Raw genomic sequence first — 15764 nt, 5'->3', positions numbered from 1 at the left:
TGGAAGGTTTAGCGACCCAGTAGCCCGAAGCACCACAGCAGAATGGATTTCTGGGCGTGGATCCGGTTTTCGGCTTCATCAAACACAACCGACTGCGGTCCTTCGAAGACTTGCGCACTCACTTCGTCACCAACATGGGCTGGCAGGCAATGCAGGAAGATGGCATCATCCTTTGCCATTGCGATCAAGGCATCATCAACGCGATATGGCTGCATCAGGGCCAGTTTTTCCTCCGAATCGGACTGCCCCATGGAAACCCATGTATCGGTGATGATGACATCCACTCCTGATGCTGCCGCGCCTGCATCTTGAGTGAGGGTTATCGTACAACCGGCTTCTCGCGCCAATTCGACGAATTCCTGTTCCGGAGTGAAACCCTCCGGAGTTGCTACACGCACATTGAAACGCATCAAGGCCGCAGCTTCCAAGATGGAATGGAGCACATTGTTGCCATCCCCGAACCAGGCGATTTCAAGCCCGGGTAAGGGCTTTTTGTTTTCGACCAGCGTGAGTAAATCGGCCACGATCTGGCACGGGTGCGAACGATCCGTCAGTCCGTTGATGACAGGAACGGTAGCATGGCGCGCCATTTCTTCGATCTTGGCGTGATCATCTGTCCGCACCATGATCGCGTCGACCATTCGGCTGAGAACGCGAGCCGTATCGGCGACAGATTCTCCCCTACCCAATTGCGACGTCCCGGCATCGAGGATTAAAGCGCTTCCACCCAATTGGCGCATCGCCATATCGAAGCTGACGCGCGTTCTGGTAGAACTCTTCTCGAAAACAAGAGCTAGCACGTAGCCCGCCAGCGGGGCGTCGGCATCGCTTCGCCCCTTGGGCCACCCGCCACGCTTTGCCTTGCGATCGATAGCGTCGATCAGCATGGCCGCAATGTCATTCCCGCCAGCGTCGGAAAGATCGAGGAAGTGACGCGCTTGCGTCATGCAGCCCGTTCCGGCTCAAAACTGGCGGCTCCTGCAGACAGCTTGTCGAAAAATTCGTCCATTTCCGCGTCACCGATTACCAGCGGGGGTAAAAGCCGCAAGGTGGAATCACCTGCCGCTACGGTCAGCAATTGGTGGTGATCTCGCAAGTGGATCATAAACGGCCTTGGCTCGCACTTCATCTTCATCCCCAGCATCAATCCCTTTCCGCGTACTTCCTCGAAAAGATCGGGGTAGTTGCCGATGAACTGTTCCAGGCGGCTGCGCAGACGCTCTCCCTTAGTGCGAACCTCGCTTAAAAAATCATCATTGGCGACCGCATCCAAGACAGCCATTCCTGCTGCTATCGCCAAGGGATTGCCACCGTAGGTAGAGCCATGCGTTCCAAAGGTCATGCCGCGCGCAGCCTTCTCTGTCGCAAGGCAGGCGCCAAGCGGGAAGCCGCCGCCGATGCCCTTCGCAGTCGCCATGATATCGGGTTGCACGTCATATTGCTCATATGCGTATAGAGTGCCTGTGCGTGCGACGCCGCACTGAACTTCATCGAATACCAGCATCAGATCATGCGCGTCGGCCAGATCGCGCAAACCCTTGATGAAGTCTTGCGACCCCGGACGGATCCCTCCTTCGCCCTGTATCGGCTCTACCAAGAAGCCTGCTGTGTTAGGGCCGATGGCAGCCTTCGCGCCTTCCAGATCATCAAAATCGACATAGCGAAAACCTGGCAGCAATGGCTCGAAGCCCTTGTGCATCTTCTCCTGATTGGAGGCGCTGATTGTTGCCATCGTGCGTCCGTGAAAGGCATTCTTGAAGGTAATCAATTCAAACTTTTCGTCATTCCCGGCATGCTGATGATAGGCGCGCGCAGTTTTGATGGCAGTTTCAACTGCCTCGGCGCCCGAATTGGTGAAGAAAACGGTATCTGCAAAAGTCTTCTCGACAAGACGTGAAGCCAGAGCCTCACCTTGCGGGCTACCGTAGAGGTTCGATACGTGCATCAGCGTTTCCGCCTGTCGCTGAATCGCTCCAATAAGCCCCTTGTGACTGTGACCCAGCAGATTGACCGCGATACCCGAGGCAAAGTCGAGATAACGCGTGCCATCTTCGTCTATCAGGTGGCAATGTTCCCCACGCACAGGACGAACGCCGCACCGGGGATATACGGGCATCAACGGGGTAATCGTCATGAGGATAACTCCATCCCAAAATAAAGAGAGGGCGGCCGAGCCTTGGGCCGACCGCCTGATCACTCTTCTCTAAGATGGAGTGGGCGGCCGGTCAAACATCCGGCCGCATCTCCTGCAAGTTCAACCTTGAACCGGCACCAGATTGACAGCCGAATGCTTCCCGCGTCGGTCGACTTCGAGATCGAACTCGAAACGATCACCCTCGGCAATCCCGGGCAGGCCCGAACGCTCCACTGCGCTGATGTGAACGAAGGCATCTTCCTTGCCATCATCACGCGTGATGAAGCCAAATCCCTTCATGGCGTTGAAGAATTTCACCGTGCCGACGGCCTTCTCGCCCGTCAGTTCGCGTTGAGGAGCACGCTGCTCGACTGCGATCACATCGCCAACGACCTGAAGATCGGCAGCCGAAACTTTTCCGCCGCGATCTACAAGGTTGAATTGCAATTCCTGACCTTCGGCGAGCCCTTCCAGACCGGCACGCTCGACCTGGCTGATGTGAACGAAAACATCTTCGCCACCCTCATCACGCTGGATAAAGCCAAAACCCTTCTGAGCGTTGAAAAACTTTACCTTGCCCTGGCCGGTGCCAACCACCTGAGCAGGCATACCCCCGCCGCCACCGCCGCCGCGTGGAGCACCACCGCCGCTGCCGCCGAAGCCGCCGCCACGATTGCCGCCGCCGAAGCCACCGCCCCGGTTGCCGCCGCCACGATCGTCATTAAAGCGGTCGCCGCCGCCGAATCGGTCATTCCCGCCATCGCGCCAGCCGCCGCTCTCCATCGGAGGCGGCCCGCCATCCATAAAAGGATCGAACCCTTCACCACCGAAATTATCGCGCTTGTCACGTCCCCGTCCGCGACGTCCTTTGTCGTAACCCATGAAATCAACAAACCTTCAGTTCCGTCCTGAAACTTCAATCGACGATGCGGACGATATTCCCGCCAATTGAGAAGCGGCGGATCTGCCCCACCACTTCAATTAGAGGCTTATAGACGTAAATGGCGGTCGACGCGAATGTTTTAAGATAACAGGCCGAAGGCGAGGTATGGACATGGCCTTTTGGCAGTTCTGGATTGGCATCTGCTCGCCAGATGGGAGGCGGGAATACTGGATTTCTCTGCGCACATCGCCCCTACATGAGGTATGAGCAAGTACGATACGAGAGAGTGGGTTCCTTTACGTCCGACGGGACACCGAGCAGTCACTCACGAGGCACTCGGCGACTCAGAGGATCCTATATGGGGCACGGACCGGGCGGGTTCCTTGTTGAAAGCCGCGAAACGTCCTGCATGATTCGGAAACACTGACAAGAGAAGGAAATCCCTCTGCCCAGGCCATGAAAATGGGGCCGGGAGACCTCTCTCCCGACCCCATTTTCGTTTTCAGTCTGTAACGAACCTAGTTGCCCGAGCCCGGACCGTAGGTCACTTCCACGCGGCGATTTTGCAATTCGCGCACACCGTCTGCAGTAGCAACGCGGGGCATGCTTTCGCCAAAGGCTTCGGCAGAAATACGAGCCGCCGGGATGCCGCGGCCGGTCAGATAGCTCTGGACCGAGTCGTTGCGGCGCTCCGACAGACCGACATTATATGTCGCGCTGCCCGAACGGTCAGTGTGCCCCGCCAGCATGATACTGGCGCTGCCGCAATCGCTGTACGCAGTAACGGCACTATTGAGCACTGTTTCCGCTTCAGACGTGATGTGGGACTCATCCCAATCAAAGAAGACGATGTAGGGACCCGTATTGCATTGCACCTGCGGCGGAGGCGGGGGAGGAGGAGGCGGGGGTGGCGGCGGAGGCGGCGGCGGGGGTGGCGGCGGAGGAGGCTCGGCCCCACCGAAATTCACCAGCAGTCCGACTAGTGCAGAATGAGTTGCAAGCTCAAATTCATTGGTACGACCAAGAGTATCGGTCATCGTGAATTCCTGCGTGCTGAAATACTTGTATTTCGCCGTCAGTTCGACACTCTCGTTGATAGGGAAGCGCAACTGCGCCAGAGCCTGCCAAGCCCAATCGCTCTCATCGTCATTGATTTCAGCAGCACCATTGCTCACCGGGGGCGTATTGACGTCGAGCCATGTCCGGCCCGCGCCAGCACCAATCGCGAAACCGATACCATCCTGACCGCCAAAATCGAGCAGCAGGTTAGCCATCGCCGCAATTTGATTGAATTCGCCGTCATATGCTTCTGTCCCGGCATTGCCAGTATATTGCGTAGCGCCGAATTCCTTGTAGGAACCTTCAAGTTCAGTGCGCAGACGGCCCCAGTCATACCCCACAAAGGCGGCACCTTCCCAACCCCTGTCGGTGTTGGTTTCGCCGGCGTCGTCCAAGCCATTTACGTCAGTGTCGAAGTCTTCCGGGAACACAAGGCCTGCTTCTGCCCCGAAATAACCCTCTCCATCGCGAGCCATCGCGGGTGCTGAAATTGCGGTAGCCGCAACTCCCAACCCGAGAACAATCTTACGCATAAATAAAATCCCTTTTGAACCCTGATGCTGCTTCTTGAACGCCGCCTAGAAATCTCGAAACCGGCAATCAAACCTGAACTACTTGATTTCCCCTATAAGGGAAACATGACTTCAACGCATCATGAAATCACGTGCCCTTCAATGGTATAGCAAACCTGCGCAGGGTGCTTGCGTTCCTGTGGCCGTGATCACATTGGCGCAGAAACTGTTGCAAATATGTAACTTTACGAAAGACCCCTTGAGTGCGCGACCACCGCAAGCATGCCAGAAAACAAGATTCTTGCATCCGACAATTTCGCCGGTCGCGGCAGAATTGCGGATTGCGGATTGCTTCCTCGGTTTATGGAGCCGCCGCGCCGCGTGCGGTAAGCAATAAAAAAGGGGTCGGAGCGCTAGGCTCCGACCCTCAAAGTAGTTTGTTCGCAGGAGGAACGTGGAGAGGCGGGGTCGAGGGGGAGAGAGAAAACCCTGACCCCGCCAAGGTGGTAACGGGTTTACGCCTGGTTCGCGAGCCCGGGATAGGCTTCGACACCTGTCTCGTGAACATCGAGGCCGGCCAATTCGACCTCTTCGCTCGGCCGGACACCGATGGTTGCCTTGAGAGCGAACCAGATGATAGCGCTGACGGCACTGACCCAGACTGCTGTGGCAATGATCCCTACAATCTGCGCGACCAGAACCTCTGGCGTGCTGATCGCGACTGCCAGAGTGCCCCAGATGCCTGCCACGAGGTGGACCGGAATAGCACCGACGACATCATCGATCTGTAGCTTGTCGAGCAGCGGCACAAACACCACAGGCAGTATACCGCCGATACCGCCAATGACGATTGCAGTGCCAACATTTGGCGCAAGCGGCTCTGCAGTGATCGCGACAAGCCCGGCCAATGCACCGTTTAGCGCCATCGTTATATCGGCTTTGCCATAGCGAAGTTGCGTAGCGATAATGGCTACCACTACACCGGCTGCCGCTGCCATATTCGTATTGACGAAAATCTTCGATACGTCGGACACATCGCCCACGGTGCCCATCGCAAGTTGCGAAGCGCCGTTAAAACCGAACCAGCCGAGCCACAGAATGAATGTGCCAAGCGTCGCCAGGGGGATGTTGGAGCCGGGGAAGACATTCACTTTCCCGTTGGTATAGCGCCCGAGACGCGGCCCGATGATGAGTGCACCCATGAGAGCAGCCCAGCCACCTGTCGAGTGTACCAGTGTAGAACCGGCGAAATCGGAGAAGCCCATCTGATCTAGGAAGCCGCCGCCCCATTCCCAGCTCACCACGACCGGGTAGATCACGCCGGTCAGGATGGTCACGAAAATGAAGAAAGGAACGATCTTCACGCGCTCTGCCACAGTGCCCGACACGATCGAGGCTGTGGTCGCGCAGAAGACCATCTGGAAGAACCAGTCAGAGGCGACCGAATAGCCCGTTCCCACATCGGCAACACCAACATCCTGCATCGGATACCACCCGGTGAAGCCGCCGATGATCCCGTTGAAATCGCCCGGATAGGCAATGTTGTAGCCAATCACCCAGAACATCAGGCCGGCAATCGAATAGAGCCCGATATTCTTGAGGCACTGGGTCGACGTATTTTTGGTGCGCACGAGGCCTGCCTCAAGCATGGCGAAGCCTGCCGCCATCCACATGACCAGAAAACCACCGATCAGGAACAGGAGAGTGTTCAGGATATAGGCAGTGCCGCCACCCACCGCCTCTGCGACAGGATCGACCGCTTCGGCCGCGGCTTCTGCCACCGGTGCCGCTTCGACGGCACTTGCGGCAAGAACCGGATGCGATACGAGCAGCGCGGTCAATCCTGCCGCGCCCAGTTTTAGCAGATATGCGTTCATGTTTGCTGATCCCTTCACAGCGCGGTCTCATCGGTTTCGCCGGTGCGGATGCGCGTGGCCGACACAAGGTCGAGCACGAAGATCTTCCCGTCGCCAATGCTTTGCGTGCTGGCGGTTTGCTGAATGGCCTCCACTACCTTGGGCATCATCTCGTCGCTGACAGCGACCTCGAGCTTGACCTTGGGCAGCATGTTCACCGAATATTCGGCGCCACGATAGATTTCGGTCTGGCCCTTCTGGCGACCGAATCCCTTAACTTCCGAGACGGTCATCCCGGCAACACCAATCCCGGCGAGCGCTTCGCGCACGTCGTCGAGCTTGAACGGCTTTACGATGGCAATGACAAATTTCATCACTGGCCCCTGTCCTGCGCCGGCGAAATCCCCGGCCACAGCACCACTTAGCAAAACGCGTGCCAGACGGAATTCTCTCAAGGATTACGGCAAAGTCTCCCCAATCCGTGCCGCAAGCTTGTTAGCAAGCGCACAAAAAGCGGGCAGAGGCGCTTAATTTTAGGGCAGCGACAGGGTAACGCGGATCGGCAGGTGATCCGAGGCCTGGCGAGAAAGCACGCTGTTATGCACCTCGGCCTTATCCAGGTGCCAGTGCGGTGTATGCATCAGCCGGTCGAGTGGCAGAAGCGGCTTTCGCGAAGGAAAGCTTCGACCCGGCGCCACCATCTCCCAATATGCGGCAAGTCCGCGTTCCCCGCCAATCGGCTTGATCCATTCATTGCAATCGCCCAGCATGACAGCGGGCACACCGGGCGCGCGGCTATTGGTGCACAGATGGGCAAACTGGCGTTTGCGCTGCAACCCGCTCAGGTCGAGATGCATCGCGGTCACGCATATTTCTGACCCGCCTGCATTTAGCTTGGCCCTCACTGCACCGCGCGGTTCAATGCGCGGCAAATCTTCCGCTTCGACCGAGACGATTTCGATCGACTGACGCACCAGAATCGCATTGCCATGCCAGCCAAGACTTGCAGGCTTTGTCGGCACCGCCGCCACCTGCCAGCCACGGCTCGTGATGTCGGCAAGATCGAGTACGCTTTGCCGGTCCCCAAACCGGATATCCACCTCTTGCAGAGCAACGATATCGGCCTCCAGCTCGTCGATCACGTCTAGGATGCGCATGGGATTGCGCTGTTTGTCTACGCCCACGCTCTTGTGAATATTGTAGCTGCCGAAAGTCAGTTGCACGCGGGTTTTACCTTATCAGGCGTTCAGCGCCGTGGGCCCATTGGGGATATGAGGATAAAGCCGCAGCGTGGCATCGCGTTCCAGATGGCTTGCATGCAATCCAAATTTCCGGACGCTATTCGCCAGAGATATAACGATCCGTCGGCCGCGTGGGCAGCCCGTCTATGCTGCTGACTGCCGCCTGGCGATGTTCAACAAACTCCTTCGCATCGCGGCCAGTGTGATATTTCACCAGCGTTTCACGATGGTGATCAAGTTCCATGAGGGGCACACCCCAGCCACAACTGGTCTGGACGCTGTCGATATTGATGTCGAAGATCTGTCTCGTGCCGGGCAGCATGGTGAAATGCTGTGCGAGGTCGGCCCAGCCATCATCCTGCGGCAAAACAGGTATTCCTGTCCCATAAATCCGCAGGATCAGAGCAGGTTGCTGGAAATTGCAGAACATCAGCGTGATACGTCCGTCTGCCAGCAAGTGAGCGTTGGTTTCATTGCCCGAGCCAGACAGGTCGAGATAGGCCACCCGTGACGGCGAAAGCACGCGGAATGTTTCCATCAGACCTTTTGGCGAAAGGTTAATTCGCGCATCCAGCGCAGCAGTGGCGACGAAAAAAACCGGTTGGGCCTCAATCATCGCGATGTGTTTCTGCGTCAGCGTATCGGTGAAGTCTGCCATCAGAGTAAATCCTTCAGTGCGCCGATGAAGAGATCATGACGGCGCCATGGGCGTGCGAACGTGCAGCCGACAATATCAGCCGTGCCGAACTGTTCCGTCGGTCTGCTTTCGGCTGGTGACAGAATTTGCACTGTCGGACTCAGAGCGTTCATGGAGCATGTTCTGTGCCAAGCGCCAGAACTGCGCAAGCCTAACGTTCCTTCGTGGCCGAGAAGGTAATCTCCGGGTTCTTTTCCTGCTGATAGCCAACGTCCCACGGGCTTTTGGCCATGAATACGGTGTCCCCATCGCGGTCATGCGCCAGATTGCCCTGATTGAACCGCTCGAACTCGTCGATCTTCTCCTGCGGGCCCTTGAGCCAGCGCGCCGTCGCAAAGGGCGATGCTTCCAGTCCGGCCTCGACCTTATATTCCGCCGCAAGCCGACTGACGAGCACCTCGAGCTGCAACTGACCGACCACGCCCACAATGCTTGATCCGCCGATGACCGGATAGAACACCTGGATCACACCCTCTTCCGACAGATCGTCCAGCGCTTTGCGAAGCTGCTTGGTCTTGGTGGGGTCTTTCAACTGCACGCGGCGCAGGATTTCCGGAGCGAAATTGGGCAGACCGGTAAAGCGAACCTGGTTCTTTTCCGAAAGGGTATCACCCACGCGCAATGTGCCATGGTTGGGAATTCCGATGATGTCACCGGGGTGGGCAGTGTCGGCTATTTCACGGTCCTGCGCGAAAAACAGGATTGGCGAGTGGACAGCTATCGGCTTGCCAAGGCCGGAAGGTGTCAGCTTCATGCCGCGTTTGAAGGTGCCCGATACCTGCCGCATGAAGGCGATCCGGTCACGGTGCATCGGGTCCATATTGGCCTGCACCTTGAAGATGAAGCCTGTCACCTCGTCGCGATCAGGGCTGATCTGTTCCTCACCGGCAGGCTGTGGGCGCGGTGGCGGTGCGTAGCGGGCAATTGCATCAATCAGCTCTTCCACACCGAAGTTCTTCAGCGCACTGCCGAAATACACCGGCGTCAGATCGCCATTGCGATAAGCCTCCAAATCAAACTCAGGATAGCCCGCCTGCGCCAGCTGATATTCTTCTTCGAAGTTCTCCGGAATGGCCGGATCGGTATCGCGCTTGCCGAGATATTCCTTGGAGCCCCCTTCAGGCCGCGCGACTTCACCAGTGCGGAAATCGAGAATGCCTTCGAACAGGCCGCCCATGCCGATCGGCCACATTTGCGGTGACACATCCAGCGCGAGCATATCCGCCACTTCGTCCAGAGTCTCAAACGGGTCGCGACCTTCGCGATCGACCTTGTTGACGAAGGTGATGATCGGCACGCTACGGAGGCGGCAGACCTCGAACAGCTTGCGCGTCTGCGGCTCGATACCCTTGGCGGCATCGATCACCATGATAGCCGAATCCACCGCAGTCAGAGTGCGATAGGTGTCTTCGGAAAAATCTTCATGGCCCGGCGTATCGAGCAGGTTGAAGGTGATTGTCTCTGGCCCGTCTTCGCCGATGAATTCCTTCTCGAAGGTCATCACGCTGGACGTGACGGAGATACCGCGCTGCTGTTCGATCTTCATCCAGTCGGAACGCGCACGCCGCGCCTGCCCGCGCGCCTTGACTTCACCAGCAAGATGGATCGCGCCGCCTTGCAGCAGCAGCTTTTCGGTAAGCGTGGTTTTACCCGCGTCAGGATGCGAGATGATGGCGAAGGTGCGCCTGGGATTCTCTTGGCTGGACATGGAAGGCGCGCCCTAGCCGCACGGGGCCATTGCGTCCATGATGAAAGGCGCGTCAAACTTGGCGACAACGCCTGCAATCAAACCTGTTTGGTCAACTTCTCATCCCGCTGCACAAAGGATGACAGCGACGCGACTATACCCGCAGTATCGAGCTTTCCCCTGCTTCGCCAGGTGACGTAAGCCGAAAAATCGAAGCTGGGACTGCCGGGAACAACCACGATTGCGCCCCGCTCCATCTGCCGATGCGCGAGCCGGGCAGGGACATATCCCGCTGCTTTGTGTTCGATCAGCCAGCGCACCGCCATGCCCCCGATATCGAGCCGCAATCCATTGGCGTCTTCCTGCCCCACGGCCTGGACAATAGGTATGTGCAGCGCCTCACCCCAATCGATATCGACCCAGGCTTCACGCCAGTCTTCGCAATCCGCCGCGCGCACGAGGACGAGTTGGTCGTTGAGCACTCGCGCCGCCTCGATGCCGATACCGATGGCGGGGCTGTAGACAATCGCAAGGTCAAGCACATCGGCTGCTACGTCACGGTTAAGCCGGGCCGAGGCACCTGCGGTAAGCGAAAGCGCGAGGTCTGGCTGCTCTGCTTGCAACACGGAAATCCATGGCATCAAGAATTCCGGCCATAGTGCGTATTGCCCTCCAATGCGCGCATGACGGGCAAAACGGGCAGGCAGATGTGCCTCTGTCCGGCTGGCGTCCCAGATCGAAACCATTGATCTGGCGCGCGGGAGGAAGCCCTCTCCGGCAGGAGTAAGTGCGCAGCCCCGGCGCGAACGGATAAAAAGTGCAGCGCCCAGCCGGTGTTCGAGCGCCGCGATCCTGTCAGTCACGGATGATGCGCTGGCGCTGACGATATCTGCCGCGCTGGCAAAGCTGCCACTTTCGGCAGCGGCAATGAAGGTACGAAGCTGAGCCAGATCCATTAGGTCCGGATATACCGGATTAAAGCTTCTTACAATCGCGCTTCTCCGGTCAAGGTGGTCCTCCTATCATTGCGGCCAGAACGAAAGGTAACTCACCCAATGAAGATTTTCTCCTCCTCCGCACTTGTCCTTGCAACACTGGCGATGCCTGCTGCGCCAGCGATCGCGCAGAACATCACCGTCTCCGCGCCTGCCAATATGGACGAAGACAGGGCCCGTAATTGGGCACGGTTGGAGCGTGATGCGTCGCGCATGACGGAACGTATCACCGATCGGGAAGGTGATCTGGCAGAGGAAGAGCGTGAGCTGGCCAATGCACAGGACCGACTTGCCCGCGCCGAAGCGCACCTGCGCGATGAAGAGCGGGAACGTGATCGCGCAGCGCAAAGGCTCGCCCAGTCACGTGATGAATTGGCACGTCTTGAAGCCCGAATGGTCGCAATAGGCGGCACGCCCGCCCCGACACTGTTCAGCGCGAAATAGGCGGAATTCTAGAATGCGTTGATGCAGACCCGGATCGGCAGGGGCCGGTCCGGGTTTACCCTAGTCAGCCGCGCAGGTCTGCACCCAGTTTGGCTGCTGCCGCCACGACGTTATCCGTGATCGCCTTGAGGTCAGCTTCTTTGAAACTGCCTTCGACTGGCTGCAAGGTGACTTCTATGGCGATGCTTTTTCTGCCTTCGGGCACACTGGCGCCTGCAAAAACATCAAAGACCCGCGCTTCGACGATATTCGCCTTGTCCGCTCCCCTGACGGCGCGGAGCAGATCGCCCGCCGCGACATTTTCGGGCACGAGGAAAGCAAAATCGCGCATTACCGCTTGCAGCACGGGCGGTGCATAGTCTGGCTTGGCAAAGCCACCGCCGACCTTTTTCTGTCCCTTTTTGACCGGAATAGCATCGAGGTAGATCTCCACTGCCATCACGGGCCCATCGACATCAAACGCATCGAGCGTGGCCGGATGCAATGCGCCAAAGCGAGCCAGCACGTTCTTGGGTCCGAGCCGCAAGGTGCCGGACTGCCCGGGATGGAACTGACCGCCAGCATCACCCATCACCTGCAAACGGCTGACAGGTGCACCAGCTTCGGCAAGCAATGCCTCGGCCTCTCCCTTGGCATCGAATGCGTCAAACGTGGTGGCTTTGCCATTGGCCCAGCCACGCGAGATCTTTTCGCCCGCAAGCAGCACCGCAAGCGTTGCACGCTCATCGCTGGAGCCATCCTTGGCGCGCAAATAACGGCGGCCCACTTCGAACAGGCGCAAGGAATGCGCACCGCGATCGGCATTGCGCTTGGCAGCGGAGAGCAATCCGGGGATGAGCGAGGGGCGCATTGCCTTCATATCTTCGCTGATCGGATTATCCAGCACCCACAGCGGCTGGCCATCGACAAAGTGTTCGGCCTGATCTGTGGGCAAGAAAGACCAGGTGATCGCTTCATTCAATCCACGCGCAGCAGCAGCGCGGCGCAAGCGGCGTTGCAGTTTCTGTTCTGGCGTAGCGGTTGGGCGGGCGACACCATCAGCGCGCGGCAACGCCACGCTCTCCACTGCATCGAGCCCGTGGATACGCACCACTTCCTCGACCAGATCGGCTGGCCCTTCGATATCGTGACGGCGCAGCGGGCAAGTGACCTGCCAATCGCCCGAAACGGCGAAATCGAGCGCTTCGAGAATGCGCTTCTGTTCTGCTTCACCGACCGTGATACCGCCCAACCTTTCAGTGAGCGTGTGATCAAAGGCAATCACTTTCGCTTCATTGGGAGGCGAACCGGCGCGCACCATTTCGCTCGCCTCACCGCCACAAATGCGCTGGATGAGGCTGGTGAGAATATCGAGACCATCTTCAAGAAACGCCGGATCAACGCCGCGCTCAAACCGCGTGCGGGCATCAGTCGCGAGGCCCAGCTTGCGGCCCGTCACGCCTATGGCTTCAGGATCGAAATAGGCAATTTCCAGCAGTACATCAGTAGTACCGGGCTGAACGGAAGAATGCTCACCACCCATGATGCCGGCAATATCGTGCACGCCATCATCATCCGCGATCACCGTCATGCTGGGATCGAGCGTGTAGGTTTTTTCATTCAGGGCCAGCACCTGCTCACCTTCGTGCGCGCGCCGCGCAATAACGGGACCGCTGAGGCTCGCCAGATCATAGGCATGGGCGGGACGACCGAAAGCAAGCATCAGGTAGTTGGTGATGTCCACCAGCGCGCTGATCGGGCGCTGGCCTGCTGCAATAAGGCGGCGCTGCATCCAATCGGGACTTGTCCCATTGGTTACACCCTTCACGACACGGCCATAGAAGGCCGGGCAGCTTTCAGAATCATCAGTGCGGATTTCGACCGGACAGGGAAAAGACGCCGTGACGATGGACGGCTCAATCGCCTTGAGTTTGCCAAGCCCCGCCGCCGCCAGATCGCGGGCGATGCCGTAAACGCCCATGCAATCAGGCCGATTGGGCGTGATCGCCACATCGAAAATGGGCGAGGCAGAGCGGTAATCGGCAAAGCTTGTGCCGACAGGGGCGTCGGCGGGAAGTTCGATAATCCCGTCGTGTTCTTCGCCCAATTCAAGCTCTCGCACAGAGCACATCATGCCGTTCGATTCGACACCGCGGATAGCGCTCTTCTTCAGCTTCATGCCGTTTGCGGGCACTTCGGCACCGGGCAGGCCGAGCACGCCCTTCATCCCTGCACGCGCATTGGGCGCGCCGCATACAACCTGCACAGGCGCAGCTTCGCCAGTGTTGACCGAGAGCACTTGCAGCTTGTCCGCATCAGGGTGCTTTTCAGCGGTGAGGACTTCGGCCACGCGGAAGCCTGCCAGCCTCTCAGCAGGGTCTGCAATCCCCTCAACTTCTATTCCGATGGCATTGAGCCTGGCTGCTATGTCTGCCGTACCCGCATCGGTATCGAGGAAATATTCCAGCCATTCTTGCGAGAACTTCATGGCGCTACTCCCACACCGCCGGAAAGCGTCGGCTGGTCGAGCCCCGAAAAACCGTAATGGTTCAGCCAACGCCCATCGCCGTCAAAAAAGGCGCGCAGATCATCCATGCCGTATTTCAGCATGGCGAGGCGGTCCACGCCCAGCCCCCACGCGAAGCCCTGCCATTCGTCAGGGTCAAGACCTGCAGATTCAATTACCCGGCGGTTGACCATGCCGCTTCCCAGAAGTTCCATCCAGCCGTGCCCCGGCGCATCACCGCTGCCACCCAGGATACGTTTGCCATTCTCGATGGCAAAACCGACATCCACCTCTACCGATGGTTCGGTGAAGGGAAAATAGCTGGGACGCAGGCGCAAGACGATGTCATCTGTTTCGAAGAATGCCTTGAGGAAAGTTTCCAGCGTCCATTTCAAATGACCAAGATGGATGCCCTTGTCGATCACCAGGCCTTCCACTTGATGGAACATCGGCGTGTGCGTGGCATCGCTGTCTGACCGATAGACGCGTCCCGGTGCGATAATCCGCAAGGGCGCACCATCCGCCATCATCGTGCGGATCTGGACCGGCGAGGTATGCGTGCGAAGCAGCATTCTGCCGCCCTTGGGCGCAGAGTCGGGAAAGTAGAATGTATCGTGCATCGCCCGCGCGGGATGACTTTCAGGCATGTTGAGCGCCGTGAAATTGTACCAGTCGTCCTCGATTTCGGGACCGGTGGCGACTGCGAAGCCGAGGTCGGCGAAGATTTCCGCCAGTTCATCCATCACCTGGCTGACCGGATGCACGCTGCCGCGCGGGGCCTGCGGTGCAGGAAGGGTCAGATCGAGCGTTTCGGTGGCAAGGCGCGCTTCGAGTTCGGCAGCCTCCAGCGCGGCCTTTCGTGCGGCGATGGCATCGGCGACCGATGCGCGCAGCGACTGGATGGCAGGCGCCTTTTCCTGCCGCTCGTCCGGGCTCATCTTGCCCAGCGTTTTGAGAAGCGCGCTTATCCAGCCCTGCTTGCCCAGCGCCTCGATCCGGATTGCCTCGACAGCATCGAGGGTTGCGGCATTTTCGAGCCGGCTCAGCGTGTCGGCGGTTTTCGCTTCGTTTTCACTACTCATGGGCTGCGCCTCTAAGCGGGACAAAAAGAAAGCGCCACCCTTTCGGATGGCGCTTCCTGAAATTCAATAGCGATCAGCAATCAGGCGGGAAGCGCTTCCTTCGCCTGCTTGATGATAAGGCCAAAGGCATCGCCTTCGTTCATCGCGAGGTCGGCCATGACCTTCCGGTCCAGCTCGATCCCGGCAAGTTTTACGCCGTGCATGAACTGCGAATAGGTCAAACCTTCGGGACGCACAGCGGCATTGATGCGCTGGATCCACAGGGCGCGGAAGTTGCGCTTCTTAACCTTGCGGTCGCGATAGGCATATTGTCCGGCCTTTTCGACGGCCTGACGGGCGACGCGGATCGTATTCTTGCGACGACCGCGATAGCCCTTCGCCTGATCGAGAATCCGCTTATGTTTGGCGCGGGTGGTAACACCGCGTTTAATGCGAGGCATATCTTTTTCTCCTTAAACCCGGCTCAATCGAGACCGTAGGGTGCCCACTTTTTCACGGCTGCCTGGTCGGCCTTGGCCAGAACCTTGGTGCCGCGCTGCTGGCGGATATACTTCGCATTATGGCTGATCAGGCGGTGGCGCTTACCAGCGACACCATGCTTGACCTTGCCGGTGGCAGTGAGCTTGAAGCGTTTTTTGACGCCGCTCTTGGTCTTCAGCTTGGGCATTTTCGTCTCCTAGTTCGAGAAC

Annotated in this window: 16 protein-coding genes; 1 reads left to right on the top strand and 15 read right to left on the bottom strand. The window is 58.4% G+C overall.

Annotation, left to right across the window (positions count from 1 at the left end):
* Positions 1–8: 8 nt before the first annotated feature.
* From argF to CP97_RS02770, 11 genes are all read right to left on the bottom strand, one after another.
* Positions 9–947: an ornithine carbamoyltransferase gene (argF, locus tag CP97_RS02815; protein WP_048884703.1), complete on the bottom strand. Its 939-nt coding sequence runs from the start codon at positions 945–947 to the stop codon at positions 9–11.
* The gene (locus CP97_RS02810; protein ID WP_048884702.1) at positions 944–2134 is read right to left on the bottom strand and encodes an aspartate aminotransferase family protein; all 1191 of its coding nucleotides are present in this window, start codon (positions 2132–2134) and stop codon (positions 944–946) included. The genes argF and CP97_RS02810 overlap by 4 nt, the downstream gene beginning before the upstream one ends.
* Positions 2135–2254: 120 nt before the next feature.
* Positions 2255–3016, bottom strand: a complete 762-nt coding sequence (locus CP97_RS16665) for a cold-shock protein (protein WP_048884701.1) — start codon at positions 3014–3016, stop codon at positions 2255–2257.
* A 519-nt stretch (positions 3017–3535) separates the two neighbouring features.
* Positions 3536–4609, bottom strand: coding sequence for an OmpA family protein (locus CP97_RS02800; protein ID WP_048884700.1), 1074 nt, complete (start codon positions 4607–4609; stop codon positions 3536–3538).
* A gap of 494 nt (positions 4610–5103) precedes the next feature.
* Entirely contained in the window at positions 5104–6465 is a 1362-nt protein-coding gene (locus CP97_RS02795; RefSeq protein ID WP_063612336.1) for an ammonium transporter family protein, read from the bottom strand.
* Between the two features lie 14 nt (positions 6466–6479).
* Complete coding sequence (locus CP97_RS02790; protein WP_048886656.1) at positions 6480–6818, bottom strand: P-II family nitrogen regulator; 339 nt, start codon at positions 6816–6818, stop codon at positions 6480–6482.
* Positions 6819–6977: 159 nt separating this feature from the next.
* A complete protein-coding gene (locus tag CP97_RS02785; protein WP_048884699.1) occupies positions 6978–7667 on the bottom strand; it encodes an endonuclease/exonuclease/phosphatase family protein in 690 nt (229 codons plus the stop codon).
* Between the two features lie 115 nt (positions 7668–7782).
* The gene (locus tag CP97_RS02780) at positions 7783–8343 is read right to left on the bottom strand and encodes a pyridoxamine 5'-phosphate oxidase family protein (protein WP_048884698.1); all 561 of its coding nucleotides are present in this window, start codon (positions 8341–8343) and stop codon (positions 7783–7785) included.
* Positions 8343–8495, bottom strand: a complete 153-nt coding sequence (locus CP97_RS16260) for a hypothetical protein (protein ID WP_161485429.1) — start codon at positions 8493–8495, stop codon at positions 8343–8345. Before CP97_RS16260 ends, CP97_RS02780 begins: the two co-directional genes overlap by 1 nt.
* Before the next feature lie 38 nt (positions 8496–8533).
* On the bottom strand, positions 8534–10090 hold the full coding sequence (locus CP97_RS02775) for a peptide chain release factor 3 (protein WP_048884697.1): 1557 nt from the start codon (positions 10088–10090) through the stop codon (positions 8534–8536).
* A gap of 77 nt (positions 10091–10167) precedes the next feature.
* On the bottom strand, positions 10168–11025 hold the full coding sequence (locus CP97_RS02770) for a LysR family transcriptional regulator (protein WP_048884696.1): 858 nt from the start codon (positions 11023–11025) through the stop codon (positions 10168–10170).
* Positions 11026–11124: 99 nt separating this feature from the next.
* Between CP97_RS02770 and CP97_RS02765 the strand changes: the two genes are divergently transcribed.
* Positions 11125–11508, top strand: coding sequence for a hypothetical protein (locus CP97_RS02765; RefSeq protein WP_048884695.1), 384 nt, complete (start codon positions 11125–11127; stop codon positions 11506–11508).
* 64 nt (positions 11509–11572) lie between these two features.
* Here CP97_RS02765 and pheT read toward each other — a convergent pair whose 3' ends face one another.
* The 4 genes from pheT to rpmI all read right to left on the bottom strand — a co-directional run bounded on the left by pheT (position 11573) and on the right by rpmI (position 15742).
* On the bottom strand, positions 11573–13975 hold the full coding sequence (gene pheT / locus CP97_RS02760) for a phenylalanine--tRNA ligase subunit beta (protein ID WP_048884694.1): 2403 nt from the start codon (positions 13973–13975) through the stop codon (positions 11573–11575).
* Positions 13972–15075, bottom strand: a complete 1104-nt coding sequence (pheS, locus tag CP97_RS02755; RefSeq protein ID WP_048884693.1) for a phenylalanine--tRNA ligase subunit alpha — start codon at positions 15073–15075, stop codon at positions 13972–13974. Before pheS ends, pheT begins: the two co-directional genes overlap by 4 nt.
* A gap of 80 nt (positions 15076–15155) precedes the next feature.
* On the bottom strand, positions 15156–15515 hold the full coding sequence (gene rplT, locus CP97_RS02750; RefSeq protein ID WP_048884692.1) for a 50S ribosomal protein L20: 360 nt from the start codon (positions 15513–15515) through the stop codon (positions 15156–15158).
* Between the two features lie 23 nt (positions 15516–15538).
* Positions 15539–15742 (bottom strand): 50S ribosomal protein L35, encoded by a 204-nt coding sequence (rpmI, locus tag CP97_RS02745; RefSeq protein ID WP_048884691.1) that lies wholly within the window; start codon positions 15740–15742, stop codon positions 15539–15541.
* Between the last annotated feature and the right edge of the window lie 22 nt (positions 15743–15764).

This window comes from Aurantiacibacter atlanticus (assembly GCF_001077815.2).
GTDB classification, from domain to species: Bacteria; Pseudomonadota; Alphaproteobacteria; order Sphingomonadales; family Sphingomonadaceae; genus Alteraurantiacibacter; species Alteraurantiacibacter atlanticus.
The sequence above is the reverse complement of the archived record's forward strand: the minus strand, read 5'-3'. Positions and strand labels throughout refer to the sequence as shown.